Annotated in this window: 18 protein-coding genes; 11 read left to right on the forward strand and 7 right to left on the reverse strand. The window is 62.3% G+C overall.

Features of this window, described 5'->3' with window-relative positions; all coding sequences use genetic code 11:
- Positions 1 to 46 precede the first annotated feature (46 nt).
- From GJ654_RS15980 to GJ654_RS15990, 3 genes are all read left to right on the forward strand, one after another.
- Positions 47 to 2167, forward strand: coding sequence for a methyl-accepting chemotaxis protein (locus GJ654_RS15980; protein ID WP_155447177.1), 2121 nt, complete (start codon positions 47 to 49; stop codon positions 2165 to 2167).
- A gap of 44 nt (positions 2168 to 2211) precedes the next feature.
- A complete protein-coding gene (ccmI, locus tag GJ654_RS15985; RefSeq protein ID WP_155447178.1) occupies positions 2212 to 3042 on the forward strand; it encodes a c-type cytochrome biogenesis protein CcmI in 831 nt (276 codons plus the stop codon).
- A 161-nt stretch (positions 3043 to 3203) separates the two neighbouring features.
- On the forward strand, positions 3204 to 3605 hold the full coding sequence (locus tag GJ654_RS15990; protein WP_155447179.1) for a c-type cytochrome: 402 nt from the start codon (positions 3204 to 3206) through the stop codon (positions 3603 to 3605).
- Positions 3606 to 3690: 85 nt separating this feature from the next.
- On the opposite strand, the gene GJ654_RS15995 is transcribed toward GJ654_RS15990, so the two are convergent.
- Both GJ654_RS15995 and GJ654_RS16000 read right to left on the reverse strand, forming a co-directional pair.
- On the reverse strand, positions 3691 to 3963 hold the full coding sequence (locus GJ654_RS15995; RefSeq protein WP_155447180.1) for a hypothetical protein: 273 nt from the start codon (positions 3961 to 3963) through the stop codon (positions 3691 to 3693).
- A gap of 299 nt (positions 3964 to 4262) precedes the next feature.
- The gene (locus GJ654_RS16000) at positions 4263 to 5021 is read right to left on the reverse strand and encodes a c-type cytochrome (protein ID WP_264586280.1); all 759 of its coding nucleotides are present in this window, start codon (positions 5019 to 5021) and stop codon (positions 4263 to 4265) included.
- A gap of 610 nt (positions 5022 to 5631) precedes the next feature.
- Between GJ654_RS16000 and GJ654_RS16005 the strand changes: the two genes are divergently transcribed.
- The 7 genes from GJ654_RS16005 (at position 5632) to GJ654_RS16035 (ending at position 16409) form a co-directional block, all read left to right on the forward strand.
- Complete coding sequence (locus GJ654_RS16005) at positions 5632 to 6213, forward strand: c-type cytochrome (RefSeq protein ID WP_155447181.1); 582 nt, start codon at positions 5632 to 5634, stop codon at positions 6211 to 6213.
- 56 nt (positions 6214 to 6269) lie between these two features.
- Positions 6270 to 6866 (forward strand): c-type cytochrome, encoded by a 597-nt coding sequence (locus tag GJ654_RS16010; RefSeq protein WP_155447182.1) that lies wholly within the window; start codon positions 6270 to 6272, stop codon positions 6864 to 6866.
- A 179-nt stretch (positions 6867 to 7045) separates the two neighbouring features.
- Entirely contained in the window at positions 7046 to 8521 is a 1476-nt protein-coding gene (locus GJ654_RS16015; RefSeq protein ID WP_155447183.1) for a hypothetical protein, read from the forward strand.
- Positions 8522 to 8651: 130 nt separating this feature from the next.
- Entirely contained in the window at positions 8652 to 9884 is a 1233-nt protein-coding gene (locus tag GJ654_RS20990) for a cyclin-dependent kinase inhibitor 3 family protein (RefSeq protein ID WP_264586279.1), read from the forward strand.
- A gap of 293 nt (positions 9885 to 10177) precedes the next feature.
- The gene (locus GJ654_RS16025) at positions 10178 to 12997 is read left to right on the forward strand and encodes a bifunctional diguanylate cyclase/phosphodiesterase (RefSeq protein WP_155447184.1); all 2820 of its coding nucleotides are present in this window, start codon (positions 10178 to 10180) and stop codon (positions 12995 to 12997) included.
- Positions 12998 to 13185: 188 nt separating this feature from the next.
- On the forward strand, positions 13186 to 14085 hold the full coding sequence (locus tag GJ654_RS16030; RefSeq protein WP_155447185.1) for a transporter substrate-binding domain-containing protein: 900 nt from the start codon (positions 13186 to 13188) through the stop codon (positions 14083 to 14085).
- Complete coding sequence (locus GJ654_RS16035; RefSeq protein ID WP_155447186.1) at positions 14085 to 16409, forward strand: putative bifunctional diguanylate cyclase/phosphodiesterase; 2325 nt, start codon at positions 14085 to 14087, stop codon at positions 16407 to 16409. The genes GJ654_RS16030 and GJ654_RS16035 overlap by 1 nt, the downstream gene beginning before the upstream one ends.
- A gap of 59 nt (positions 16410 to 16468) precedes the next feature.
- Here GJ654_RS16035 and GJ654_RS16040 read toward each other — a convergent pair whose 3' ends face one another.
- The 4 genes from GJ654_RS16040 to GJ654_RS16055 all read right to left on the reverse strand — a co-directional run bounded on the left by GJ654_RS16040 (position 16469) and on the right by GJ654_RS16055 (position 22167).
- Positions 16469 to 17698, reverse strand: a complete 1230-nt coding sequence (locus GJ654_RS16040) for a surface polysaccharide polymerase (RefSeq protein WP_155447187.1) — start codon at positions 17696 to 17698, stop codon at positions 16469 to 16471.
- Positions 17695 to 19755 (reverse strand): GumC family protein, encoded by a 2061-nt coding sequence (locus tag GJ654_RS16045; RefSeq protein WP_155447188.1) that lies wholly within the window; start codon positions 19753 to 19755, stop codon positions 17695 to 17697. The genes GJ654_RS16040 and GJ654_RS16045 overlap by 4 nt, the downstream gene beginning before the upstream one ends.
- Positions 19756 to 19920: 165 nt before the next feature.
- Positions 19921 to 20952, reverse strand: a complete 1032-nt coding sequence (locus GJ654_RS16050) for a glycoside hydrolase family 5 protein (RefSeq protein ID WP_196305585.1) — start codon at positions 20950 to 20952, stop codon at positions 19921 to 19923.
- A gap of 72 nt (positions 20953 to 21024) precedes the next feature.
- Positions 21025 to 22167: a glycosyltransferase family 4 protein gene (locus tag GJ654_RS16055; protein WP_155447190.1), complete on the reverse strand. Its 1143-nt coding sequence runs from the start codon at positions 22165 to 22167 to the stop codon at positions 21025 to 21027.
- A 176-nt stretch (positions 22168 to 22343) separates the two neighbouring features.
- Between GJ654_RS16055 and GJ654_RS16060 the strand changes: the two genes are divergently transcribed.
- Positions 22344 to 23357, forward strand: a complete 1014-nt coding sequence (locus GJ654_RS16060) for a WecB/TagA/CpsF family glycosyltransferase (protein ID WP_155447191.1) — start codon at positions 22344 to 22346, stop codon at positions 23355 to 23357.
- 53 nt (positions 23358 to 23410) lie between these two features.
- Here the strand turns inward: GJ654_RS16060 and GJ654_RS16065 are convergent, their stop codons facing one another.
- Positions 23411 to 24559, reverse strand: a complete 1149-nt coding sequence (locus GJ654_RS16065) for a glycosyltransferase family 1 protein (protein ID WP_155447192.1) — start codon at positions 24557 to 24559, stop codon at positions 23411 to 23413.
- Positions 24560 to 24692: the final 133 nt, after the last annotated feature.

A 24692-nucleotide genomic window follows, 5' to 3' on the forward strand; every position in this document is an offset into this window, starting at 1 on the left:
GGATTTAGAACAACTTTAACGTGTATTTCAGCCGCAGAGCAGATCCATGAAGCTAGAAAACTGGTCGTTGACCAAAAAGCTGACCGCTGTCGTCGCGATCCTGTTGTCGCCTCTGGTCCTGATGCTCTGGTCCGCCTACAACGAAAAGGACTCGCTCATCCATTTCGCACGGCAGGAGCAAGGCGGCGTCGCCTATATCCGCACCTTGCAACAAGGCTATGTCGCGGCGCTCAACGGCGACGCCCAAGCGGCGGAGGCGGCGGCGTCGGCCATCGAACAGGCGCGCGCCGACCACAAGGGCGCGCTGGCGATCGGCGGCAAGGCCCGCGCAGCCATCGAGGCGCTGCGCGGCGACGATCTGGCCGCCGCCGCGACAAAACTGTCCGACGCGATCAGCCTGGTCTCCGACAAGGCGAAAATCACGCTCGATCCCGATGGCGATTCCTATTTCGTCGGCGACATGCTGGTGGCCCAGGCGCCGGCGATCCTGCAACGGACCAGCGAACTTTCGGGCGCGGCGAGCGCCTTGCAGTCCGCCCGCGGCGAAGAGGCGCTGATGGCCTTCGCGGTGGCGCGCGACCAGCTGGCCACCGCCGCGTCCGCCTTCGCCATCGATTACGAGAAGGCGATCAGGGACAATGGCGCCGTCGCCGCCGCGCTCGGCGCGGAGGTGAAGCTTTTGGCTGCGCGCGTCGACACGTTGCATGGCGCCGCCGCCGCGCGCGATCCCGCCGCTGTCCTGGCGGTCGCGCCAGATGTCGCCGAGACCGCCGCCGCATTGATGCCGAAGCTCGACGACGTGATGGCGAGTCTGCTCGACGCGCGCATTTCCGGCTTCAAGACCGAAGTTCTGGCGCGGGTGACGCAATCGCTGGTGTTCGTCGTCCTGGGCCTGCTGGCCGCGATCATCGTGATCCGCTCGATCTCGCGGCCGCTGGGCCAACTCATCGGCGCCATCGGCGCGATCCAGGCCGGGCGCCTCGACATCGACCTGCCCCAGGCCAAGCGTGGCGACGAAATCGGCGCCATGGCCCGCGCGCTCGAAGGTTTTCGAACCGCCGAGAAGGAAAAGATCAACCTCAACGCCGCCCGCGAAGCCGAGGCCCGCGCCCGCGCCGAGGCCGACCGCAAGGCGGCGGAAACCCGCGCGCAAGAACAGGTCGAGCAGGAGAAGGCGCGACGCGAGGGGGAGCGCGCGGCCATCGCCGCCGAGCGCAGAATCGTCGCCGACACGATCGGCTCCGGCCTGGCGCGCCTCGCGGCGCGGGACCTGACCGCGCGCCTGAAACTGCCCGATGTCTACGCCAAGCTCGAATCGGATTTCAACGACGCCGCCAGCGCGCTGCAACAGGCGATGGAGGATGTGATCGACAGCTCCAACGCCGTCGGTGCGATGAGCGGTGAAATCGCCGAGGCCGCCTCCGACATTTCGCGGCGCTCCGAGCAGCAGGCGGCGACGCTCGCAGAAACGGCGTCGGCCATCGAGGAGCTGACGTCAACCGTGAGGGCCGGCGCGGAGGGCGCCGGCAATGCGGCCGGCAACGTGCGCTCCGCGCGCGCCGAGGCCGAACAGAGCCGGGGCGTAATCTCGCAAGCCGTGTCCGCCATGGGCGCCATCGAGCAATCGTCGCGCGAAATCGGCAAGGTCGTCGACATGATCGAGGAGATCGCCTTCCAGACAAACCTTTTGGCCCTCAACGCCAGCGTCGAGGCCGCGCGCGCCGGCGAGGCGGGACGCGGCTTCGCCGTGGTCGCCTCGGAAGTGCGGGCGCTGTCGCAGCGCTCGGCCTCGGCGGCCAAGGAGATCAACGGGCTGATCACCTCGTCGGCCGACGCGGTCGAACGCGGCGTGGGGCTGGTGGGCGGCGCCGGAACCGCGCTCGCCCGCATCATCGAACAGGTCGGGCTGCTCGACGCGCAGGTCTCCAGCATGGCCAAGGCGACGCAGGAGCAGGCGGCTACCCTGACACAGGTCAGCAAGGCCATGGCCTCGCTCGACCAGACGACCCAGCTCAATGCGGACATGGTCGTCAAGACCTCGAAAGCGACGGAGGCGCTCGACCGCCAGAGCGAGTCTCTGCTGGCGCTGGTCTCGGACTTCCAGATTTGCGAGACAGGCGAAGGCGCCGCCCGCCGCGACAAGACGGCGAAGTCCTCCGCCGCCTGAGGCCCCCTCTTCCGGTCGGTGGCGGGAAAAGATAAGCTTTGGCGATGATCTGGCTCGCCCTTGGAGTCCTGACCGGCTTCGCCCTGCTGACCGTGCTCTGGCCCCTGGCGCGCGCCGTCCGGCGCAGCCGCGAGGGCGAGGCGGATGTCGCCTTTTTTCGCGCGCAAGTCGCCGCATTGGACGCGGACCTCCGGCGCGGCCTCATCGATCCCGCCGGGGCCGAAGCGGCGCGGGCCCAGGCGGCGCGCCGCCTCCTCGCGCTCGATCTTTCCGCCCCGGCCCCGGCGCGTTCGACCGGCGCGCGCTGGGCCGCCGCGTTTTTGGCGGCCGTCGCCATGCCCGCCATCGCCTTCGGCCTTTACGCCCATGTCGGCAAACCCGCCCTGCCCGACCAGCCCCTTGTCGCGCGCCTGCGACCAGACCCGGCGGGCCAAGCCGAGACGCCCGCCCAGGCGGTCGCGCGTCTCGAAAAACATCTGGCCGAGCACCCCGGCGACGGCCAGGCCTTCGAACAGCTGGCGCCGCTCTATCAAAGCCTGAGCCGGTGGGACGACGCCGTTCGCGCGCGGGAGGAGGCGCTGCGTCTGCTGGGCGAGACAGCCCTGCGCCACGAGGCGATCGGCGAAGCCATGATCGACGCGCGCGAGGGCGTCGTCACGCTCGAGGCCAACGACCATTTCGAGCGCGCCCTGGGCCTGAACCCCAGGCTCGGCGAGGCGCGCTTCTACATCGGGCTGGGCGCTGCGCAGGATGGCGACATAACGCGCGCGCGGGCGATCTGGACGGAGCTGGCCAGGGAAACACCTGACAATTCAAGATTGAAAGCGGCGATTACGCAACAACTCGCCAAGCTCAACGCGCTTGACGCCAAGTGAATCAAGTTTTGATGAACCGCAATTTAAAAAAACTAAATCGCCGATTCCGTTGCGCGCGGCAGATTGCTTTGGTCAAGCTCAGGTTTTAGCTTTTCCTTGGACGCCACGCTTTTTTTGGAGTGGCGAACCAAATAAATACCAATAAAGGGACGGAATCAACAATGAAAATTTACACCATTGTCACTTTTGCCGCGTTTGGACTCTTTGCCAACGGCGCCTGGGCCGGCGTCGGCGACGCCGGCGACCCCGCCGCGGGCGAGAAGATTTTCCAGAAGTGCCACGCCTGTCACAACATCGGCCCTGACGCGAAGAACGCCGTCGCCCCGGTCTTGAACGGCATCTCCGGCCGCCACAGCGGCGCCTACCCGGGTTACGCCTATTCCGACGCCAACAAGAATTCGGGGATCACCTGGGACGAGGCGACCTTCAAGGACTATATCGCGGCGCCGCAGAAGAAGATTCCCGGCACCAAGATGACTTTCCCCGGATTGCCGAACGAGAAGGACCGCGACGACATCTGGGCCTTCCTCATCCAGTACAACGCCGACGGCGCGAAGAAGTAAAAAATCAATGCCGGCCGCGCCGAACGCGGCCGGCGCCTTTCCAGGGCCGGCGCGCCCGAACTCGGCCTTTCTGCTTGGCGACGCCTCAGGCGGTCTTGCCCCGCCAGATCCAGCACGAGCAGTCCGGCGACGTCTCGCCCTGCACGAACATGCACTCGGAGGGAGCCAGAAACGACTTGCAGCCGCCGCAGGTGTGGCCAGCGGCGGCGGCCACCGAACTGAACCTCACGGCGGATTTGGGGACCTTGACCTGCGCCTGGGCGCCCGTCGCGGCGAGCAAGGCGGCCGAACCCGCCGCCACGCCACCCGTCAGCAGCATACGGCGCGAAACGCCCTTTGATTGATCAACGTTTTTCATGAAAAGCCTCCAAGACCGCACAGGTCAGGTTTCGCTCGCGCATGACGAGCGGATACGCTCACGCGGTCCAAACCATGTTCGGAGGCTAGAGTTTTTCACGTTTCATAGAAACATGAAAAACTCTAGATTCTTGTTTTGACGCATTTTTTCACGCGAACCAGCATCCGCTTCGCTTGAAAATGCTCTAGCCGAAGCCTGGCGACTCGGAATTGATGCAGTGCAACATTCGCCTGCTCATTGCGCATAGCCGATATCAAATTTACACATTGAGGAAGCGGCGCGGCGTCCGTCCAACCCGATTATTTGAGATTGCTGAGATAGGCCGAGACGGCGCGCTTCTGGTCCTTGCTGAGCTTGTGCGCGATCGGCGACATGATCGCGGCGTTGTCTGGTTTCTTCGGGTCCAGCCCGCGAATGGAATCCCATTCCTCGAGTTCGCGCACCATGTACTCGTAGATCTGGCCAGCCAAACGCGGAAATTCGCCGGCGCCATTGGCGTCTTCGCCATGACAGGCCGAACAGGGGGGCACTTCCTCGCTGGGAACGCCTTCATCATAGATTTTCTTGCCGGCCGCCACCAACGCCTGCGGCCCCGGCGAGGCTGGCGGGGGATTGAGGTCCTTGAACTGCGTGCTCACCGCCTGGATCATCTCGGGCGACAGCCCCTTGGTGACTTCGTTCATGAAGGGATCGGTTCGACGGTGCTCCTTGAGCGCCGTCAACTCATACGCAATGTATTCGGGTTGCTGTCCGGCGAGTCGCGGGATGGGCTGGGCGCCAAGAAAACCTTGTCCGGACAAACCATGACAGGTTTTGCAGAAGACCAATTTGGCCTGAACCGCCTGCGGGGAAACCGCCGCCGGCTTGCTGTCTTCGGCGCGGACCGCGCCCGCGCTGAAAAGAACAATGAAAGAAGCCGCCAAAGACAGCGACCCGCGATTGAAGAATGCCATCTCTCCCCCCAAACGACGTCCTTCACACCAAGGCAAATAAGCCTGTTCATTTGCACCTTCGGTGAAATGACAGCTCCTATCCCCCTGCGGAAGCTTTCCTGTCACGCAAAGCTTTTGTGATTATTCTATGATCGACGCCAGACGTGCTGTCGACCGAACGAAAGCTTGCGTTTTCAGGCTTATTGGGCGCCGCCGCGTTCCTTTTCAGGAATCCCGACAACAACCGGGAGATTTGTAACAGCGCCGCCGTCAGCTTGGCAAGACGGAGGCGACCAAGAGGAACAGGCGCCGAAACGACCATGCTGCGACGCAAAACGCCCCACCAACAGCCGAATACAAAAAAAATTCCTTCCATAACAGGGCGCTAAGAAAACTTTTCGGGATTTTCTGCTGAAAACGAAGCCATTAACAAATAGTGTAAACAGTTCAGCGTTGATGCATATTTGCAACTCACCGACCAAAACACACAAATCATTTCGGCAATACACCACCTCCCAGTTGTCATCGTCCGAGGAGGCGTTTACGAATCGCTGAGGTTGTGGTTTGTGTTTTCTTACCTTGCGTCGAGCCGAGAAGAACAAGAATACTCCAACGGGCGGACGAGAAGACCACAACCAGAATCGCAATCAATAAATGCGCGGGGGGCGCGGGTATGGGGACCACCGGGTTCAAATTGGGCGTGCGATCCGCAGCTTTTGCTCTCGCGCTCTGCGGCATGAGCCATGCCGCCGACAGGGGCAAGGGACCCGTCTCCCGTCAGTCGATCGAAAGCAAGATCGAGTATTGCCTGATCTGCCATGGGACGTCCGGACAGGGGTTCCGCGGCTATTACACCATGCCGCGCCTCGCCGGACAGCAGCCACAATACATCGAGAACCAGTTGCACGCCTTCAAGGAGGGCCGCCGGCTGAACCCGATCATGCAGAACGTGGTCACCGGCATCAGCCCCGGCATGATCCAGCCGCTGGCGGAATATCTCCGGTCCCTGAACGCGGCGCCCCATGGCGGCGGGCCCACCGAGGGCGCGGGCCTGGGAAAACGCATTTTCGAGGTGGGGCTTCCAGACGCCAATATTCCCGCCTGCGCCGTCTGCCACGGGCCGGACGCCCGGGGGACGCGGCAAATTCCGCGCCTGGCCGGACAGCTCTACTGGTACGTGACCAAGACCCTGACCAATTTCAGCAGGGAGCGCGGACAACGCGGCGAAGATTCCTCAGGGATCATGGCGCCGGTGGCGCGCAACCTGAGCCCGGCGCAAATTTCCGCCGTCGCCGCCTACGTCAGTTCGCTCAGGTGAGTCGGTTCGTCTGACCATTCGGAATTGAAGTCCGTTCAAGCGCGAGACCTTGGATCATGAACCGATTCGCTCTTCATCTGGCGGCCCTGGCGATCACGCTGGCTTCGACCGGCCCGCTTCTGGCGGAGGACGATCTCCCCATCCGCAACTGCACCTTCTGCCACGGGGTTTCGGGCCAGGGTTTCATGGTCGCGCCGCGAATTGCCGGGCAGCGGCCGCAATACATCGAAAATCAGCTCAAATCCTTCATGGCCCAAGTCCGCGACAATCCCTACGCGCGAAAATACATGCACAACGCGTCCGCGAACCTGACGCCCAACCTTGTGACCGGCTTCGCCCAATATTTCGCCTCGCAGGCGCCCCGGCCCGCCGACGACGGCGACAAGAATCTGCTCGCGACCGGAAAAGACATTTTCGAGAACGGGATCCCCAGCCAGAACGTCGTCGCCTGCGTCGTCTGCCATGGGCCGAGCGCCGAAGGCGTTCGCCAGATTCCCCGGCTCGGCGGCCTCTCCTATCTCTACGTCAAGCGGCAACTCGACCAATGGAACGAGGGCTACCGCCAGGCGGCGCACCCGATGCCGAAGGTCGCGAAATTCCTGTCGCCGGGCGAGATCGACGCTCTCGCTTCGTATCTGAGCTACGTGGAATGATCCGGGAAAGCACGCGTCGGGCCCTGGAAACCAGTTGTTAACCATAAATCAAAGTTGTTGCCGCAAAAGAGGTCGAGACGTCTCGGCTTCAAATGCGTGTCACGGCGGGGTCCCGCCGAATTCGGGACAGAGACGGCGAAAAATCGCCGCCGGTTGAGGTCGAGGGGGGGAAAGATCGGATGGTCTTGAAGGTCGCAATCGCCAAGGCGTTTCAAGGCGAAGACCGCTTGCGGATTTCGCTCCGGAGCGCCCTATCCCTCGCCGCGCCGCTCGCCGTCGCCTTCTCCTTGAGCGCGCCCGAAAAAGCCGCGGCGCTTCCGAGCTTCGCGCGGCAGACCGGTCAGACCTGCTCGACCTGCCACACGGCCTATCTGCAACTCACCCCGTTCGGCCGGCTGTTCAAACTGAACGGCTATATATCCGGCGGCGGCGGCCCCTACGGCGCCAGCGGCGCGCAGGACGCGCTGTTCGATCCGCCCCTGCCGATCGCCTTCCTCTGGCAAGCGGGCTACACGAACTATAATCGCGGTCTCGACGCGCCGACAGGAAACTATAGCGTTCCCTCGCCCAACGGCGGCTTTTCCGGCCAGAACAATTATGTTGATCTCGCCCAGCAGGCCAGCATCTTTTACGGCGGCAAGGTCTACGGCAACCTCGGCATGTTCGCGCAGTTGACCTACGCCAACGATCGCGCGCGCGTGTTCGGCCTCGACAATCTCGACATCCGCTATACCGGCCAGTTCACCGCCGGCAACATCGATGTGCTCTGGGGCATCACCGCCAACAACAATCCGACCGTCCAGGATGTCTGGAACACCGTCCCGGCGTGGCAGGCGCCCTTCCTCGACACCCCGTTCGCCTTCGGACCCGCCGCCGGGACCATGCTCGACAGCCTGGCCTCGCCGAGTCTGGCTGTCGGCACGGGCGCCTATGTCTTCATCAACAACACCTATTACGCGGAAATGGCGGCTTACGGCTCGCTGACGCCGACCATGCAGACCAAGCTCGGCTCCCCTTCGCCGCCGGACCCGGCCTTCACGATCGACGGGCTTGCGCCTTATTACCGGCTCGCCTTCGCGCCGGTCTGGGGCGAACACGCCTTCGAGATCGGAACTTATGGGATGTTCGCCAACATCCTCCCGGACCGCACCTTCGGCGTCGGCACGAACAAGATGGCCGACGTCGCCTTCGACTCCCAGTACCAGTGGCTCACCGACGAGCACGCCGTCACCCTGCGCGCCAACTACATCTTCGAGCGCCAGAGTCTCGACGCCACCACGCTGATCAACGGAGGCGGCAACGGGGTCAATTACCTGCGCAACTTCAGGCTTTCCGGCGAGTATGTCTACAATCACATGTACTCGTTCACCGCGACCTATTGGCAGCTCACCGGCAGCTCGGATGCGGTGCTGTACGCCAATAACATCAACTACTCCCCGAATTCCGCGGGCTGGGTTTTCGATGTCGCCTATCTGCCGTTCATGCGCGGCGGGCCCAAGATCTGGCCCTGGCTCAACACGCGCCTGGGCGTCGCCTATTCCTTGTTCAACAGGCTGGACGGCGGCGCGACCAATATCGACCCGATCAATTGTCCGAACTGCCGCAACGCCAAGGACAACAACACCTTGTTCGTCTACGCCTGGACCATGTGGTGATTTGAACCGCTTCTACGCCTTCGCCATCGCCCCGCCCTCGCGCGGGGCGATTGTTTTTGGCCCCGCCCCCGCTTGGCGCTGAGCCGAACGCTGCGATAGGGTCGGCCTGGAAAAAATCGAGACCGCCTCCGTGACCAAGCCCCGCACCAGCCTGACCCATCCGCTGCAAATCGCGCATGTGCGCGCGGGGCCGTCGCTGGGGCGCATCGGCGTCACCTTTTGTCCGGGCAAGCACGACAGGGCCGCGCATTCCGGCGTCTGGGCGCGCGACCTCGGCGCCGATCTCGACGCCATCGTCGCTTCTGGCGCGCGGCTTGTGGTCACACTGGTCGAGCCGGCGGAACTTCTGGCGCTCAAAGTCCCCGATCTCGGCGCCAAGGTGTTCGAAAAGGGTCTCGACTGGCGGCATCTGCCGATCCCCGATTTTTCGATCCCCGACGCGGCGTTCGAGCGCGCCTGGCGGACGCACGGACGCGACATCCGCGCCCTGTTGCGCGGCGGCGGCGATGTTTTGGTCCATTGCAAGGGCGGTCTGGGCCGCGCCGGCATGATCGCCGCGCGGCTGCTGGTCGAACTGGGCATGGAGCCCAGGCAGGCGATCAAAGAGGTCCGCGCCGCGCGCAAAGGCGCCATCGAAACCCCGACACAACTGGCGCTGGTGCGCCAGACGACGCCGCTGGTCGATATCGACTCGATCGACGCAGCGCGCCTGCAAAAACTGGCGGGCACGCTCGGGAGCAATCCCGGCGGCGTTTTTCGCGATGACGAGGGCCGGCGCTTTTACGTCAAGACGCTCGAATCGGCGGCGCACGCGCGCAATGAATATCTGGCGGCGAAATTCTATCAGCTCGCCGGGGCGCCGACGCTGACCTATCTGCGCGCCGGCGATCCCTGCGAGGTCGCCACCGAATTCCTCGCTCTGGACAAAAAAACCATCGCCGAACTCGACGAGGCCGAACGCCGGCAGGCGCGGCGCTGGTTCGGCGTGCACGCCTGGACCGCCAACTGGGACGCCGCCGGCTTCCATGGCGACAACCAGGGCGTGGCGGAGGGCGTGGCGATCACGCTCGACGTCGGCGGCGCGCTGGCGTTCCGCGCGCAGGGCGATCCCAAGGGCAAGGCGTTTGGCCCCACGGCTCCAGAACTCGAAACGCTGCGCGCCGACCCGGACAATCCGCACGCAACAAAACTCTTTGGCGACATGAGCCCCGCCGAACTCCGCGAGTCCGTCGCCGTGGTGACGCGCATTCCCGACGCCGCGATCGCCCGGATCGTCGCCGAGCATGGCGGCGGCGCGGCGCTCGCGGAGAAAATGATCGCGCGCAAGGCCGACATGGCGCGGCAGGCGCTGGGCTGGCGATAAGGCGGCGGCGAGGCGAAAAAATCCAGCTTCCAGGTCGCCCGCCGCCCCACAACCATTTTGAAATAATTGCTATTTAAAGTTGTAGTCCATTGCGGGCCAACACCCGTGCGCCTGGGTCGCAACACGCAAGCGGACAGTCCCGCGCTCGGATGGCGCGGGTCAGCGCGGCCCGACGATCTCCGCATGCATCGCCGGTGAAGACGGGTGGGTTGAGGAATGGTCCGCGTCTTTCACGATGAGCTTCTCCCGGCGATCCCGCGTCCTGCATTTGACCGACGGGAAGGCGCCAGCGATTGATCCCCAACCGGCAAAGCCTTCTCCTTCACTGGCCGCTGGCGATGGCGAGCGGCTTCCTTGTGTTCGTGCTGGTCCTCGCATGGACGCTGTATTCGACCCAGGTCCAGTTGCGCTCCGCCACCGACGCGCGCCTGCTCGCGGACAGCGCCCGGCGCGCCGCGGTGGTCGAGGACTTCTTGTCGGAGCAGGAAAAACTCGCAACGCAGCTCGCCGGCAGCCACGAGATCGAAGCCTACCTCACCAATGAAGCGCTGGGCATGTCGCCGCGCTACGGCTTGAACGCCAACATCGGCTTCATCGAGCAACGCTTCCAGAAAACCATCGAGCGCATGTCCTTGCGCGGCGACGCCTTTCTTCGCCACATCGGCTTCGTCAAACGCGACGGCGCCGCCGTCGTCGCCGTCGGCGACGGCTCGATTCCCGAAATCGGCGATTTCCCCCCGATTTCCCAGCCGCCGCGCATCAACCCGCGCGCCTGGACGATCGAAGTCATCGCGCCGGTGTTCTTCAAGGATGTTCTGGTCGGCGCGATCGCGACAACCGCCGACCTGAAGGCCCTGTCACGGCTTCTGATCGAAGCGGATGACAGGGCGGGCGGGTACCACGAATTCCTGCTGATCGGCGACGGAAGCCACGCGTTATCGCCTCGTGACGCAAGCGCGAACTTCGATCTGGTGGAAAGGTCGCTGGCGGAACTGCCTGCGAACCGGCTCACGCCCGCCGTTTCCGAGCGCAAGGGCTTCGACGGCATGCTGGCGCTGCGGACGCCGATCAAGGGCGCCCCGCTTTCCCTGATGACCCTCGCCTCGGAGGCGGCGGCTTACGGCGGCGTCGCCCCGCCGGCCTATGCGCTCTATCTCGCCGCGTTTCCCGCGGCCTTGTTCCTGATGGCGGTGGGGTTCGAGCGGCAGCGCCGTCGAACGGCGCAATTGAAAAACGACTACGCCGAATCCGACCGCCGCCGTCACGAACTTTCGCAACACAACGACGCCCTGTCCGAAGAAATCGCCTTGCGCAAGGCGCTGGAAGACGATCTGCGCCGCAAGACCAGGGCCCTGAAGGAAACCAATGCGGATCTGCGCATCGCCGCGACGGCGTTCGAGTCGCAGGAGGGCATGATCGTCACGGACGCCCATCACAGGATCCTCAGGATCAACAGGACGTTCGCCGAGCTGTCGGGCTACCGGGCCGATGAACTCGTCGGAAAATCGACCGCGCTCTTCAATGCGCAAGACGACACATCGAACCTTTACGCGGAAATACTCGCGGCGAGCGAGCTTTCCGGGCGGTGGCAAGGCGAAGTCCGGTTGCGGACCAAGCGCGGCGCGGCGATCGCGCGATGGCTGACGGTTTCGGCCGTCCAGGACGACAGCGGCGCCCACTCGCACTATGTCAAAACCTACTACGACCTTTCTGAGCGCAAGGAGGCCGAGGCGAAGATCAGGGAGCTGGCGTTCTACGACCAGCTGACCGGCCTGCCCAATCGCACGATCCTGGTCGAGCGCGCGCGCCAGGCCATGGCGCAGTGCCGGGCCCTGAAGACCTATGCGGCGCTTCTCTTCGTCGATCTCGACCAGTTCAAGAGGCTGAACGACACGCTCGGTCACCACAAGGGCGACCTGCTGCTGAAACAGTCGGCGGCGCGCCTGATCCGTTGCGTCGGCGATGGCGACACGGTCTCGCGGTTCGGCGGCGACGAATTCGTGGTCCTGCTGACCGATCTCGGCGCATCCGACGTCGCGGGCGCGGCGCTTCAGGCGGAAACGATCGCCGAGAACATCATCGCGCGAATCGCCGAACCGCAAAATCTCGACGGCCACAGCTTCCGCTGCACGGCGAGCATCGGCGTCGCCCTGTTTCACGATGACGGGCAAGGCATGGACGATCTGCTCAAATGGGCTGACATGGCCATGTATGAAGCCAAGACGTCGGGACGAAACGCCGTGCGCTTCTTCGACCCGACGATGCAGAGGCTGGTCGAGGCGCGCGCCGCCATCGAGGCGGACCTGCGGGAGGACATCGCCCGGAACAACATCCTCCTCCATTACCAGCCGCAGGTGGATGACCAGGGACGGCTCGTCGGCGCGGAGGCGCTGTTGCGCTGGCCGCGGGCGGGCGGCCAGGCGCCCTCGCCCGTCGAGATCATAGAGGTCGCCGAAAGCTCGGGGCTGATCATCCCGCTCGGGGACGGTGTGTTTGAAGCCGCATGCCGCCAGTTGGTCGAATGGGCGCGGTCTCCCGCGATGGCCGGCTTGACGCTTGCGGTGAACGTGAGCGGGGTGCAACTGCACCACCCCGGCTTCGTCGAACGCGTCAGGAAAACGGTGCAGCGCACAGGCGCCGATCCGCGCCTCCTGAAGCTGGAAGTCACCGAGAGCTTTGAAATCTCGCGGATCGAAGAGGTCATCGCCAAGATGACCGTCCTCCGCAATCTCGGCATTCGGTTTTCGCTCGATGATTTTGGCACCGGATATTCGTCGCTGTCCTACCTGAAGCGCCTGCCCATCGACCAGCTCAAGATCGACAAGAGTTTTGTCAGGGACGTCATATCGGACCCCAATGACGCGGCGATCGCCGAGACGATCATTGCGCTCGGCGAGACGCTCGGGCTCTCCGTCATCGCCGAGGGGGTGGAGACCGAGGAGCAGCGCGCCTTCCTGGCGGACCGCGGCTGCCGCGTCTACCAGGGCTTTCTATTCGCCCGCCCCATGCCGGCGGAGCCGTTCGCGCAATTCGCGACGCTGTTTTCCCGCGTGAAGCCTGAAACGGGATCGCCACACCAGGGGAGCCATCTGCGGTCCAGCGCATGTCTCTGACGCCGGAGCGCAAGCGGCTGATCGTTCAAATTGTCCATAATTTTGAGTGAGGCTCATAATGTTTCGGTTGTTTGATCCTCCCACGAAAGTCCCGGAGGTGTCGTTCAAACGCGGATCGTCCTGCTGCAAGGGGCGAGCAGATCGTTTGAATGCATTCCCCGACGCATTGGTCTGAGAGGGTCGTCGCCATGTTCTGGAAGCGCTTGCTTGGCCGTCGTCACGGCGTCGCCCTGGCTGCGGTATTGGCCTCCACCGCCGTTTCGGCGGCCGATCTCGCCGAGATCAAGGCGAATGGCGAATTGCGCCATATCGGCATCCGCTACGCGAATTTCGTCACGGGAACGGGCGACGGTTTTGATGTCGAGATGATGCAGGGCTTCGCCAGAAGCCTCGGCGTTTCCTACAAGCTCGTCTATTCCGATTTCTACACGGTGATCCGCGACCTGCTCGGCAAGGACGTGCAGCGCAAGAATGGCGACGTCACGCTGACCGGCGCGTTCCCCGTCAAGGGCGACGTCATTGCGACCGGCTTCACCATGCTGCCGTGGCGCGAATCGATCCTGCTGTTTTCGGAGCCGACGTTTCCCTCGCAGGTCCTGCTGATGGCGCCCGCCGAGTCCGATCTCCAGCCGATCAAGGACGGTTCGGATGTTTCCGAGGACATCAAGGCGACCAAGCAGCTGATCGGGAGCCGGAGCCTGCTGGTGATGGAGCGCACCTGCCTCGATCCCGCGAACTACGGGCTGACCGGCGTCGGCGTCGACCTGAAAAAGTACACGAAGAGCGCCAACCTCAATGAAATGATCCCCGCGCTTCTCAACGGCGAGGCGCAACTTGCGCTGCTCGACGTTCCCGACGCCATTCTCGATCTGCGCAAATGGGCGGGCCGCATCAAGGTGCTGGGACCGATCTCGGAGCAGCAGACGCTGGCGACCGCCTTTCCCAAGGATGCGCCGGAGCTCCGCGACGCCTTCAACGCCTATCTCCGGGAGATCAAGGCGTCCGGCGACTATGACCGTCTCGTCGACAAGTACTACCCCGGCATTCGCCTGTACTTCCCGCAGTTTTTTGCTGCGAAGACAAACTGATGCGGTATGCGCCGGGCAAGCTGTTCCGGCAGCTCGCGAATCACTGGCTCCTGATCGCGGCCGGAATCTTCTCGCTGTCGATGGTGGTCATGACCGCCAATCTCTATTCCTCGCAGGTCGAACTGCGCGGCAACGCCGACGCGCGGCTGATCGCGACCAGCGACGCGCGCAGCGCCGCAATCGGCGACTTCATCAGGGAGCGCCGGCAGGACGTCATCCGTCTTGCCGGCAGCGACGTCATCGCCGACTATTTCGGCAACCGCGACCTCGGAATGTCGGTCAAATACGGGCTTTTCGCCAGCTTGGCCTTGATCGAGCATAGTTTCAAGGAGGTCCTGGAGAAGGAGAGATTCCAGGATCAGCGCATCTACGCGCGCTTGACCTTTTTCGACCGCGACGGCGTCCCCCAGGTGAGAGTGGGAGCCTCCGCAGCGCAGGAAAACCTGGGGGGGGACAGCGCCGAGCCGAACATCTCGATCGACGCCGCGCACCGGCTGATGCTGATCCGCGCGCCGGTGATCTACAAGGGCGAGGTCCGGGGCGCGGTGGAGGCGGTCATCGACCTCGACCTGCTCGCGCCTCTGATGGCGTCCAACGAGCTCTGGCGGCCGCGCGAGTTTCTTCTGGACAACACCGGCGTCGTCTTGTTTCCAACCAAGCGGAAGCCCTCGTTCAACAAAGCCATGGACGTGGAATTGGCGAGCCTTCCGCCCGGTCGCATCCTGCCGCTGCCCGAAGCGGCATTCCCTGAGCTGAAGGGCCATTTCGCCTTTCGCGCGCCAGTCAAGGGCGCGGAGCTTTCCATCGTGAGGCTGGCGAGCGAGGAGGAGCTTTACGGACGCGGCCTCTCGCCGATCACCGCCTTCTGTATGGGCCTGTTTTCCGTCCTGCTGTTCGCGCTGGCGCTCGGTTTTGACCGGATGCGCAAGAGTGCGGCGCGGCGCCACGAGGAGAAGATTCAAGGACTGGCGTTTTACGACCAGCTCACCGGCCTGCCGAACCGAAGCCTGCTGATCGAGCGCATCCAAGACGCGCTTGCCGCCAATGCGCGGCAGAAGTCCTTCGGCGCCCTGATGTTCATCGACCTCGACAATTTCAAGACGCTCAACGACACCCTCGGTCACGATATGGGCGACCTGTTGCTGACCAAGGTCGCCGCACGCCTGACGGGATGCGTCGACCGCCACGATACGGTCTCCCGCCTGGGCGGCGACGAATTCGTCGTCCTGCTTGGCGATCTCGGAACGCGGGACGCCAAAGTCGCCGCGTTGCGCGCCGAGACGGTCGGAGAACGGATCCTCGGCGCCTTTGCCGTGGATTACAATCTGAAGGGCTACGATTACCCCTGCACGCTCAGCATAGGCGTCGCCCTCCTCGAACCTGAAAGCCTCTCCGTCGACGACCTGCTGAAACGGGCCGATCTGGCCATGTACGACGCGAAGGCGGGAGGCCGAAACGGCCTGCGGTTCTTCGATCCCTTCATGCAGACCATGATTTCCGCCAAGGCCGCGCTCGAGGCCGACTTGCGGGAAGACATGAAAAGGGATCGGATCCTGCTGCACTACCAGCCGCAGGTCGACCATCTGGGCAGGCTGGTGGGGGCGGAAGCGCTGGTGCGCTGGGCCCATGCGCAAAGGGGCATGGTTCCTCCGGCTGAGTTCATCCCCGTTGCGGAAAGCGCCGGACTCATCCTGCCGCTGGGCGCCATGGTGCTGGAAATCGCTTGCCGTCAATTGGCCCGTTGGGCCGCCAATCCGGCGACCGAGCATCTGACCGTCGCCGTGAACGTCAGCGCCATCCAGATGCGTCACAAAAATTTCGCCGAACAGGTTTGCAGGATACTGGAGACGACGGGCGCGAATCCGCATCTTCTGAAACTGGAACTTACGGAAAGCACGCTGATCAAAAATATCGGCGACGTCATAGCGAAAATGGAAAAGCTGAAGTCAATCGGCATCAGCTTCTCTCTTGACGATTTCGGCACCGGATTTTCTTCGCTTTCCTATTTGAAGCGCCTGCCGCTCGACCAGATCAAGATCGACATGAGCTTCGTTCAGGATGTGCTGATCGACGCCAACGACGCCGCGATCGCCCAGACGATCATCGCGCTGGGCAACATTCTCGACTTGTCCGTTGTGGCCGAAGGCGTTGAAACGGAGGAGCAATACGACTTCCTGGCCCAACATGGGCAATTGAGTTACCAGGGCTATTTGTTTGGGCGGCCCTTGCCGGCTCCGGATTTCGAGCGGCTTGCGGCGGCCTTCTCGCCGCGGCGCAATTCGTCAACGACGATGCCGAGCTTGGACATCGCGAAAGCGGGGTGAACGGCTGCGCCTCGGCGTCGGCTTGCGGGGACGTCGCCGATTGGCTCCGGCATGGAGCTCTACTGGCGCCGAATGTGTCCAACACTTTGTTTTACCGCTATGCATCCAACAAGATACCAAAGCAGCGCCGCCGTTTTGATCGAGTAAAGCGAGTTGCTTATCGTCAACAGCGCCATGATATAAACGGCGACAAACACCCGAAAGCGCCATTCCTGATCGTTGCTGACGGGATACAGTATAAAAAGACCCCAAAGCCCTGCAAAACCGATCAAACCGGTTTTGGCCAACAAATATGTATAGCCCGAATCCGACACGAAGCGCGTGACGGGCACGAAAGCCAGAACCTCTGAGAGATCAAGCCCTGACAACATCTGGCCAGAAAGCATCACGCGACCGCCAAGTCCGTTGTCCCAGGCCACATTGGCGTTGAGAATTCCAACGACGGCCAGCAACCAAAGCGCGACAAACGGAGCGAGCAGCATCGGAACGCGTCCGATGGATTTCGCAATCGGAAAAACAACAAAACAACTCAGCGAGACCATCAATCCGAAGCGCGCGTCGGCCAGAATAAAAATCGCAACGATCGGCAGCAACTTCAGCATCATCAGGAGCGGACGCTTGAAATTGCGCAACACCGTCCAGGAAAAGGCGATGGCCCCGAAATTACCGACCGACACAGGCTCGAGAAAAACCGAGGACACACGATGGTCGCCGAGAAACGGCAAGAGACTCCGCCCCTCGGGACGAATGCCGCTCGCAAAAAGGTGGGTTCCCGTCGTGTCGGCGGCGGCCGAACTGATCGTGCCGCGAGACACATAATAGGCGAAGATGTCGATGAATTTCAGATATTGAGTCAGGAAAAAAAATTCGAACAGCCCAACAACGAGGACGATCCAGACGCATAACGCGACCAGACGATCGCCCATCGCGGGGTCGCCAAAACGGCGTCCCACAAACACGAAGGCGATCGGAATCAGCACATCCCGAACGGACTTCATGTCGAGCGCGCCCTGCATGGAGGCCAGGAAGACCGCGTAGGACAAATAGGCGGCGAGCACCGCATACAATGGCTGATTGTCTCGCAACACCAGGACGAAGGCGGAGCCGATCAGCGCCATCTCCGCGGCCATGACGACGCCCGTATTGACACTGAAAAGCCGCGTATTGACGAAGCACAGGACGAAATTGAAACACAGTGACGCGACGACCAGACCTGCCGTGAAGATGGCCGCCGGCTCTGCTTTCGCAGGCCGCTCCAAAGTCACGGCTCCGGCGGCCACAAATGTCATGCGGCGATGTCCTCCCGGACGATGACGGTTCCGGCGATCTTCTCGACCTCCCCGCTGAACGTCTTGGACAAGTCGACGAGGGAGCGCGGCTGCAATTTGGCGCTGTCGAGAAGCAGGACAATGAAATCGGCCATCCCCGCATAATCCAGGGCGAAGCCGGTGGTCGCGGCGCTGATCAGGATGAGCTCCGAGGTCCCTTCGAGGTGGGGCGCCAAAGCGCTTCGCATCTCTCGGGCGGTGGGGCGACGGCGAAGGAGCCCCCCCGCTTTACGAAGGGAAGCGACCGCAAACGCGCCGCGATCAGAGCTTTGGTCGTTCGCGTAGCGCGCGCTGGAACGAGCAGGCGCCAGTCGTTGTTTCCTCAGACGCCAACTCTCCATTGCATCGTTGGAGTCGAGATCGCCGTCGACCAATGTCACACGCCGACCGTCGGCGTAAGCGGTCGCGGCGAGATCGAACGCGATTTGCGTTCTGCGGGAATCGTTTTCGAGGCCCCAAAGCAGAATGACCCGCGAACTGTCCGAAGATTCGGCGCCGGTCATCGGCTTGAGGATGCGGCGCATCTGTCGCGCAAGATTCGGATTTGCTTCCGTTCCCGCATCCGCCAGCTCCGCCGGCGACAATTCGGCGAGCACGGGGATGCCGAGCAATCGATCGACATCGGCTTCCGGCTTGCCGGCGCCGCCGCCATAAAGATCGTGAACATAGCCCAGCGCCGAGCCAACGCCGATGCCAAAGATCAGCGCGCCGCCCAGGATGAGCAGCAAGGACGGTCCTGACTTCTTGAAATTCGGCACGGCCTCGCTGATGATGGTCGATGTCGAATCGTTGACCTGTTGTTTCTCCTCAAGCTCCTTCGCACGCGATGTGAGCGACTGATAGAGTGTTCGAGACGACTCGAGGTTGCGCGTGAGCGCATTCAGCTCGACAACGGCATCCCTCATTTCAAAATTCTTGTTGTCCAGCTTCGTCAGGACCGATTGCAGGGCGTCTTCCTTGCTTTTGGCCTGGCGATAGGCGCTGTAGGCGCTTTTGGCGAGGTGGGAGATCTCCTGTTTGATCTGGACTTGCATGCCCTTGATTTGCTGGCGCAACTCGACGGCGCTGGGATGCAGCGGCCCGAACTGCACGTCATAGGCGTCTTTTTTCTGCAGCAATGCGGCGTATTGCGCACGGAGAGTGTTCAAGACAGGCGACAGGGCCGCGCCACTCAAGGAATAGGCGTCGCCCGCCGATTGCTCGACGCGTTTGACTTCCTCGTAATAAGCCAGGCGATCGGCGGCTTGCGTTCGGGCCAGGCCGAGTTGGTGGTTGGCGTCGCTGATCTGCTGCTCGATGGTCAGTTTGCCATCGAATGTCGAGAGATCATGGTCGGCCTTGTATCGCGTGACCTTTGCTTCCGCTTTCCGAATTTTTTCGGCCAGCTGGTCCGCCTGCTCGGTGAGCGCCTGGCTCGCGCGTTGCGCCGCCTGGTTGCGCGAGACGTTCTGCTTCTCCAGAAACGTGCGCGCGATGGCGTTTGCGAGACGCGCGGAAAGCTCGGGGCTGCTTGTCGTTACGATGACATCGAGAATATAGGCGCGCTCACCCCGAGACACCTCAACCGCGTTGCTCAGCTGGACGATCGCCGATTCCCTGCGATCTTCCGGCGTGGGTTTCAGGCCGAAAAGCGCTCGGATGCGCCCCGAAGGTTGGAAGCGTTCGTCGCTGTCGAGATGCTCGCTGTCGACAACGGCGCCAAGAACCGTCCTCGACAACAGGAAATAGCGCTGCGTTTCGAGATCGAGCAGCAGACCGTCGCTTCCCTGGGCCGCCGCGGCGGCATCGCTCTTGGAAACGGGAATGCCGCGCGGGTCGACGACCAATTCCGCGACGGAGCGGTAGCGCGTGGGCGCGAGCGCATAAAACGCCAGCCCCAGGATCAAGGCGGCGCTCGCCGAAACGATGATCCATCGCGCATGGCGCTTCAGGAACGCGATGAGACTGGAAAGCTCAAATCTGTCCTGAACCGTGTCGGGCCGACTGTCGCCGAAAGGCAGAGTATTGAATCCGCCCATCTGAGAAAGGCTCCTTGCCGCAATCGGCTTCTGCTCACGGTCCTTTGCGCGCGCGAACAATGGCTGATGAGTCGGAGATCACTATGCTGAGGAACTGTTTAATAATTTTCTAACCATACCGACGAGCGTCGCCGAACGATCCGTTCCGCCGCGAAAATGCCGCCGTCATTTCGAAAGGGATGAAACACAAGAATTGGTCGAGTCAACTTGGCGCTTCCTGTGTGACACAAGCACCCGCGTCTGCGGCCGGTCCGCGCCGGCGCGCGGCTCGACCGACAAAGGATAGTCCGGAGTCCACCATGCGCCGGCGGCCCAATAGGTCCATCCCAGCCACACATCGCCATTCTGGTCCAGATGGCTGAGCGCCGCATCGAGCGTCGCCAGACACGCGACGCTGGGCCCCGTCCCGAATTCCGCCAAAAACCCCTTGCGTTTCTGGCCGCGCAGCCAATCGGTCGCCTCCTTGAGCGCCTTGACGCCGACCTCCGGCGGCTGACAGGCGGCCTTCGTGCCGGAAAAATCCTGATCGAAATATTGGTGAAACTCGATGGCCGTGTTTTCGCAAGGGTCGGCGATCGCGCGCATCGCCACACTGTTCGGCGCGCCATAGGATGAAGCGTTCCAGCTGTGCGCGCCCGTCCATGCATTGCCGGGAGCCAGCACAAGATTATGAGCGCCGGCCGCGCGGATCGCGGCGATAGCGGCGTTCGCCGAGGCCACCCAGTGTTCGCTGATCATCCCGAAGGGCTCGTTCATCAATCCGAAAATGACCCCTTCCTGATTGGCGAAATGAGCAGCGAGCCTTTTCCAGAAGTCGGCGAATTTTTCTGTCGGCGCGCCCGCGTCGCCAATGCGTTCGCCCCGGTAACGCCCGTAATTATGAACATCAAGGATCACTGCGAGTTTTCGTCGACGGGCGCGCGCAACGGCGTCGTCAAGTCGCGCCAGCTCCGCCGGCTCCAGTTCGCCTCCGGGCTGGGTCTGCAATCGCTCCCAGAGGAAGGGCAGGCGGATGACATTGAAACCACGCTTGGCGACGAAATCCAGATCGTCGTCGGAGGGGTAAATGTAACCCTGGCCGTAAATGCTTTTCTCGGAGCCGAATTCCGCGCCGGCAAGATTGAGTCCGGTCAGAACCAAGGCGAAAGCGTGATGACTCGAAAAAACGAGAAGGGCGACCATGAGCAAGACGCTCACCTGAGCGCCCCAAGGGCCGCTGTGACGGAAGCGCTCTGGCGGAGCCGAGAAGGACATGACGTTCTGTCCTCTTCAAGTCGGGATCGGCTTCTGGACGCCGGAGGAGGCCGCTTCGACGCATTCACGATAAAGATCAAAATAATGCCTTGAGACTTGCGGCCAGGCGAAGCCTTCAGAAATCTTGCGCAGGTCATCACGCATGTGGGGCGAGGTCGCGAGGTCGACGAACGCTTTGCGGATCGCCTCGGCGCTCGCCACGGGATCGGTGAAGTCAGAAACGCGGATCGCGCCATGTCGCGCGGCAAAGCTTCGAAAAGCGTCGTTGCCGTGAACCACGGGAACAAGGCCTGCGCTCAACGCCTCGACGAGAACGATGCCAAAGCCTTCGTATGCCGACGCGCTGACAAAAAGGCTCGCGCGTGAAATCAACTGCGCAATGGCGTCGTTGTCGGCGCCGACATGGACGCTCACCCGGTCCTCAAGCCCTCGCGCGACAATCTCGCGGCGCAAGAGTTCGCTCGTCCAGTCGGACTCCATTCCCACAATATCGAGGCGCCAATCCTCCCCGTCCTGAACAAGGTGACGGAATGACTCCAGGAGGAGATCCAATTTCTTGTTATGTGAAAAACGCCCGATCGTGATCAGGGATCTGACGGGACGCAGGCTCGCAGCCCCTTGGAATTTTTCGATATTAACCCCGTTTTCGATGAGCCTTAAATTCTTCGGCGCAATCGCGCTGAACGTCTCGTAGTCACTGACGCTGCTCGCGATCACCGCTTGATAGAACGACGCTGTCAGACGTGTGATCGTGTTGAACCAAATGCGCTTCAGGAGTGTGTGCTTCGATGTGTGGAAGAAGCCGCCATGAGTCGTCGCCACAATGGGGCATCGCCGCAGGCCATGCGTGAGAGCGAGGAAGTCGAAGAAGAAATCCACGGCATGGACATGAATGAGATCAGCGCCGGCAAGCTGGGCCAGCACCCTGGGAGCGATGGGGTAGCGCGTTGAACCGTAAAACGGAATCCGAATGATCTCGACCCCGTCATGCGCATCGCGCGGGCTGAGCCTGGAGCCGCGCGCCGCAAAATTCTCGTCGAGCGTCACGACGCGGACCGTGGCGCCGGCGAGGCGCTGCTCTCGCGCCAGGCGTCCGACGAACTCTTCGAGCCCCCCGACAAGAGGCCAGTACTGTCGCACGACATGGATAATTTTCATGATTTCTGAAGCCGCGGAGACTGGAGCGCTTTGCGGGCGATTGAAGCAGATGAAAATCTAACTTTTCGCTAATCTGCATTGATTGGGCCGACGGCGCCCCCAGGCCTCTTCTTCAACCGACTCTTCCGCGTTCCGCGCCGGAGGGCGGCGACCGGCGGCGCGGGCGCTGACCTGAAATGGCGCGGTTCACGCGCCCGCGCCGCCCCGTCTCTGCGCCAAATTGGCGCCGATCTGCGCCAACGCCATCCACCCGCGGATCTGGCGCCGCTTGCAGGAGAGCAACAAAAGCTTCGGTCTCCGAAGCAGTCCCGAACCCTTGCTCAACAACTCAAGCGTGGGGTATTTCCATGCCGAATGGCGCCGAGATGACGACGTTCGATCGCTCCGTATTGGCCTGCGCCGCGCGGCTGTCTTGCCCGGCGAAGACCGAGGATCCGATCGACAGCAACAGCTTCAACCTGGGTCCGATGCGTGTCCAGCGTCTGACATTGGACGCGGCTCTCAACAGAGTCGCGGCGGGCATGGAACGGGACGAGCCCTGTCTCGTGGCTTTTTGCAACACGAATTCCACGAACTACGCCTATTCCAACCCCGCATATCGCAGGGCGCTTTCAAACATGCTGGTGCTCAACGATGGCATCGGGATTGAACTCATGGCTCGGCTGATGACCGGGCGGGGCTTTCCCGCGAATTTGAACGGCACCGACTTTGTCCCGCAATTTTTGCAGTCGCAACGCCGGCCGTTGCGAATCTTCCTGCTTGGCGCGAAGCCGGACGTGGTCGCAAAAGCCGCCAAGACGTTCGCGGCGCAATTTCCAGGACATACAATCGTCGGCTATCGCGACGGATACTTCCAAAAATGCGAGGAGCAGGCGGTCGTGGCTGAAATCGCCGCTTTGCGTCCGGACGTCGTGCTCGTCGCCATGGGCAACCCCACGCAGGAGCTGTTCATGGACGCGCACGCAAAGAACCTGAACTGCCGTCTGATTTTCGGCGTCGGCGCGTTGTTCGATTACGTCTCGAGCGCCACGCCTCGCGCCCCGATGTGGCTGCGGCGCGCGCGGCTCGAATGGCTGTTCAGACTTGCGCTTGAGCCGAAGCGTCTACTGCGCCGCTATACGCTCGACATCCTGGTTTTCGCGTGGTCTGTGTTCCAGTTTCGCGCGCGACCGTCGAACGAGTTGACCTGAAAGCGAAAGCTGCGAATGGGCGCACGCGTTCCGATGGAGCGCGCGCCCTCGGATCAGGCGACCAACTTTGTGTCCTCAAAAAGGTCCGGCGCGAGGATCCGATCGGCGACGTCAGTCCAAGTCAAAAACTGGCGTTTTGTCGCGTGCGGCATGGCCATGGCGGCAAGCATGGCTCTCTTGACGGAGTCGCGATCCGACGCGTCATAGCCGACGCGCATGGGGTTGTCTCCGACGACGGTCTCCGGACAAATCGTGGGAAGACCGAAGAGTTCGTATTGCATCAGCTTCATTGATGTGTCGGCGAGGTAAAACGGCGCCTCGCCGCGATAGGGCGCGATGCCGAAGGTTGCGTGTTTGATGTAACGCAACGTTTCGCGATGGGGCATCTCATCATAGACGACGACGTTGCCGGGCCTGTCGGTGAGCCATTTGTCGCCGGATCCGATGACATGGAATGTGACGTCGGGCATCTGATCCGCGGCTGAACGGATCAGCTCTCGATCAAACAACATCGAGCCCACGGAAACCGCGTTCAATTCGGCGGTGTAGGGATTTGGGTCGGCCTGGTCCTTGATCGAGGGGTCGATCCCGTGCGGCGCGTAGAAGACGCGCGCATTCCCAGGAAACTCGTCGCGCAGCAGGCGTGAGGGCACGGCGATGCTGGTGAGTTGCGGCGCGACGTTTTGCAGAACTTCGTCTGGGTAACTCGCGGCGTTGATGGTTTTCATCGCATCGGAGGCGATGTAAATCGTTTGGGAGTCCGGATTAAGCTGCTTGACCAGATCAAAGAAGATGATGGCGTATCCGCTTTCGAAGATGATCGTGGTCGCTTCCTCGATCCAGGTTTTGAGGATCTCGGGCGCCGCGCTCTGGTAGATGCGGAAAAACAGGTTTTCGACTGGACGCAACGCTTTCAAGCGCGTGTTGAATGCGTGAACAGGGGTTTTCCAAAGATAGCAATCCACGTCATTGACTGTCTCGACCCTGTTTGCGCGATCGTAGAGATCGTGTCGAGGATCGGGCCGGAAGCGCGTTATTTCTGAAAACCTCGTCGAAAAGAAACGTGTCGTTCCGCGTTTCGCCAATTCATTCGCAATGAAATGCATATTGGCTTTGCGACGTGAACGAAAGTCATGCGCACTGATGATAAGGAAGTTCTTCTTTGCGTGCATCTCATTCGGTCTGCGGAAAAGAACGATCATGCGATGGTAGCTGGAATCCTATAACCCTGAATTAAAATTTGGAACACATCGCGGCGGGCGGGACGGCGCTCGACCGGCGTGGCTATTTGGCTTCGCCCGCGCAAAACCGGCGTTCGGCTTTGCCGCGACCGAC

The sequence above is a fragment of the Rhodoblastus acidophilus genome (genome assembly GCF_009720655.1).
Lineage (GTDB): Bacteria > Pseudomonadota > Alphaproteobacteria > Rhizobiales > Beijerinckiaceae > Rhodoblastus > Rhodoblastus acidophilus_A.

Coding starts and splice junctions, on each gene's coding strand:
- GJ654_RS15980 (WP_155447177.1), top strand. CDS start 47: ATGAAGCTAGAAAACTGGTCGTTGACCAAAAAGCTGACCGCTGTCGTC.
- ccmI (WP_155447178.1), top strand. CDS start 2,212: ATGATCTGGCTCGCCCTTGGAGTCCTGACCGGCTTCGCCCTGCTGACC.
- GJ654_RS15990 (WP_155447179.1), top strand. CDS start 3,204: ATGAAAATTTACACCATTGTCACTTTTGCCGCGTTTGGACTCTTTGCC.
- GJ654_RS15995 (WP_155447180.1), bottom strand. CDS start 3,963: ATGAAAAACGTTGATCAATCAAAGGGCGTTTCGCGCCGTATGCTGCTG.
- GJ654_RS16005 (WP_155447181.1), top strand. CDS start 5,632: ATGAGCCATGCCGCCGACAGGGGCAAGGGACCCGTCTCCCGTCAGTCG.
- GJ654_RS16010 (WP_155447182.1), top strand. CDS start 6,270: ATGAACCGATTCGCTCTTCATCTGGCGGCCCTGGCGATCACGCTGGCT.
- GJ654_RS16015 (WP_155447183.1), top strand. CDS start 7,046: ATGGTCTTGAAGGTCGCAATCGCCAAGGCGTTTCAAGGCGAAGACCGC.
- GJ654_RS16030 (WP_155447185.1), top strand. CDS start 13,186: ATGTTCTGGAAGCGCTTGCTTGGCCGTCGTCACGGCGTCGCCCTGGCT.
- GJ654_RS16035 (WP_155447186.1), top strand. CDS start 14,085: ATGCGGTATGCGCCGGGCAAGCTGTTCCGGCAGCTCGCGAATCACTGG.
- GJ654_RS16040 (WP_155447187.1), bottom strand. CDS start 17,698: ATGACATTTGTGGCCGCCGGAGCCGTGACTTTGGAGCGGCCTGCGAAA.
- GJ654_RS16045 (WP_155447188.1), bottom strand. CDS start 19,755: ATGGGCGGATTCAATACTCTGCCTTTCGGCGACAGTCGGCCCGACACG.
- GJ654_RS16055 (WP_155447190.1), bottom strand. CDS start 22,167: ATGAAAATTATCCATGTCGTGCGACAGTACTGGCCTCTTGTCGGGGGG.
- GJ654_RS16060 (WP_155447191.1), top strand. CDS start 22,344: ATGGCGCGGTTCACGCGCCCGCGCCGCCCCGTCTCTGCGCCAAATTGG.
- GJ654_RS16065 (WP_155447192.1), bottom strand. CDS start 24,559: ATGATCGTTCTTTTCCGCAGACCGAATGAGATGCACGCAAAGAAGAAC.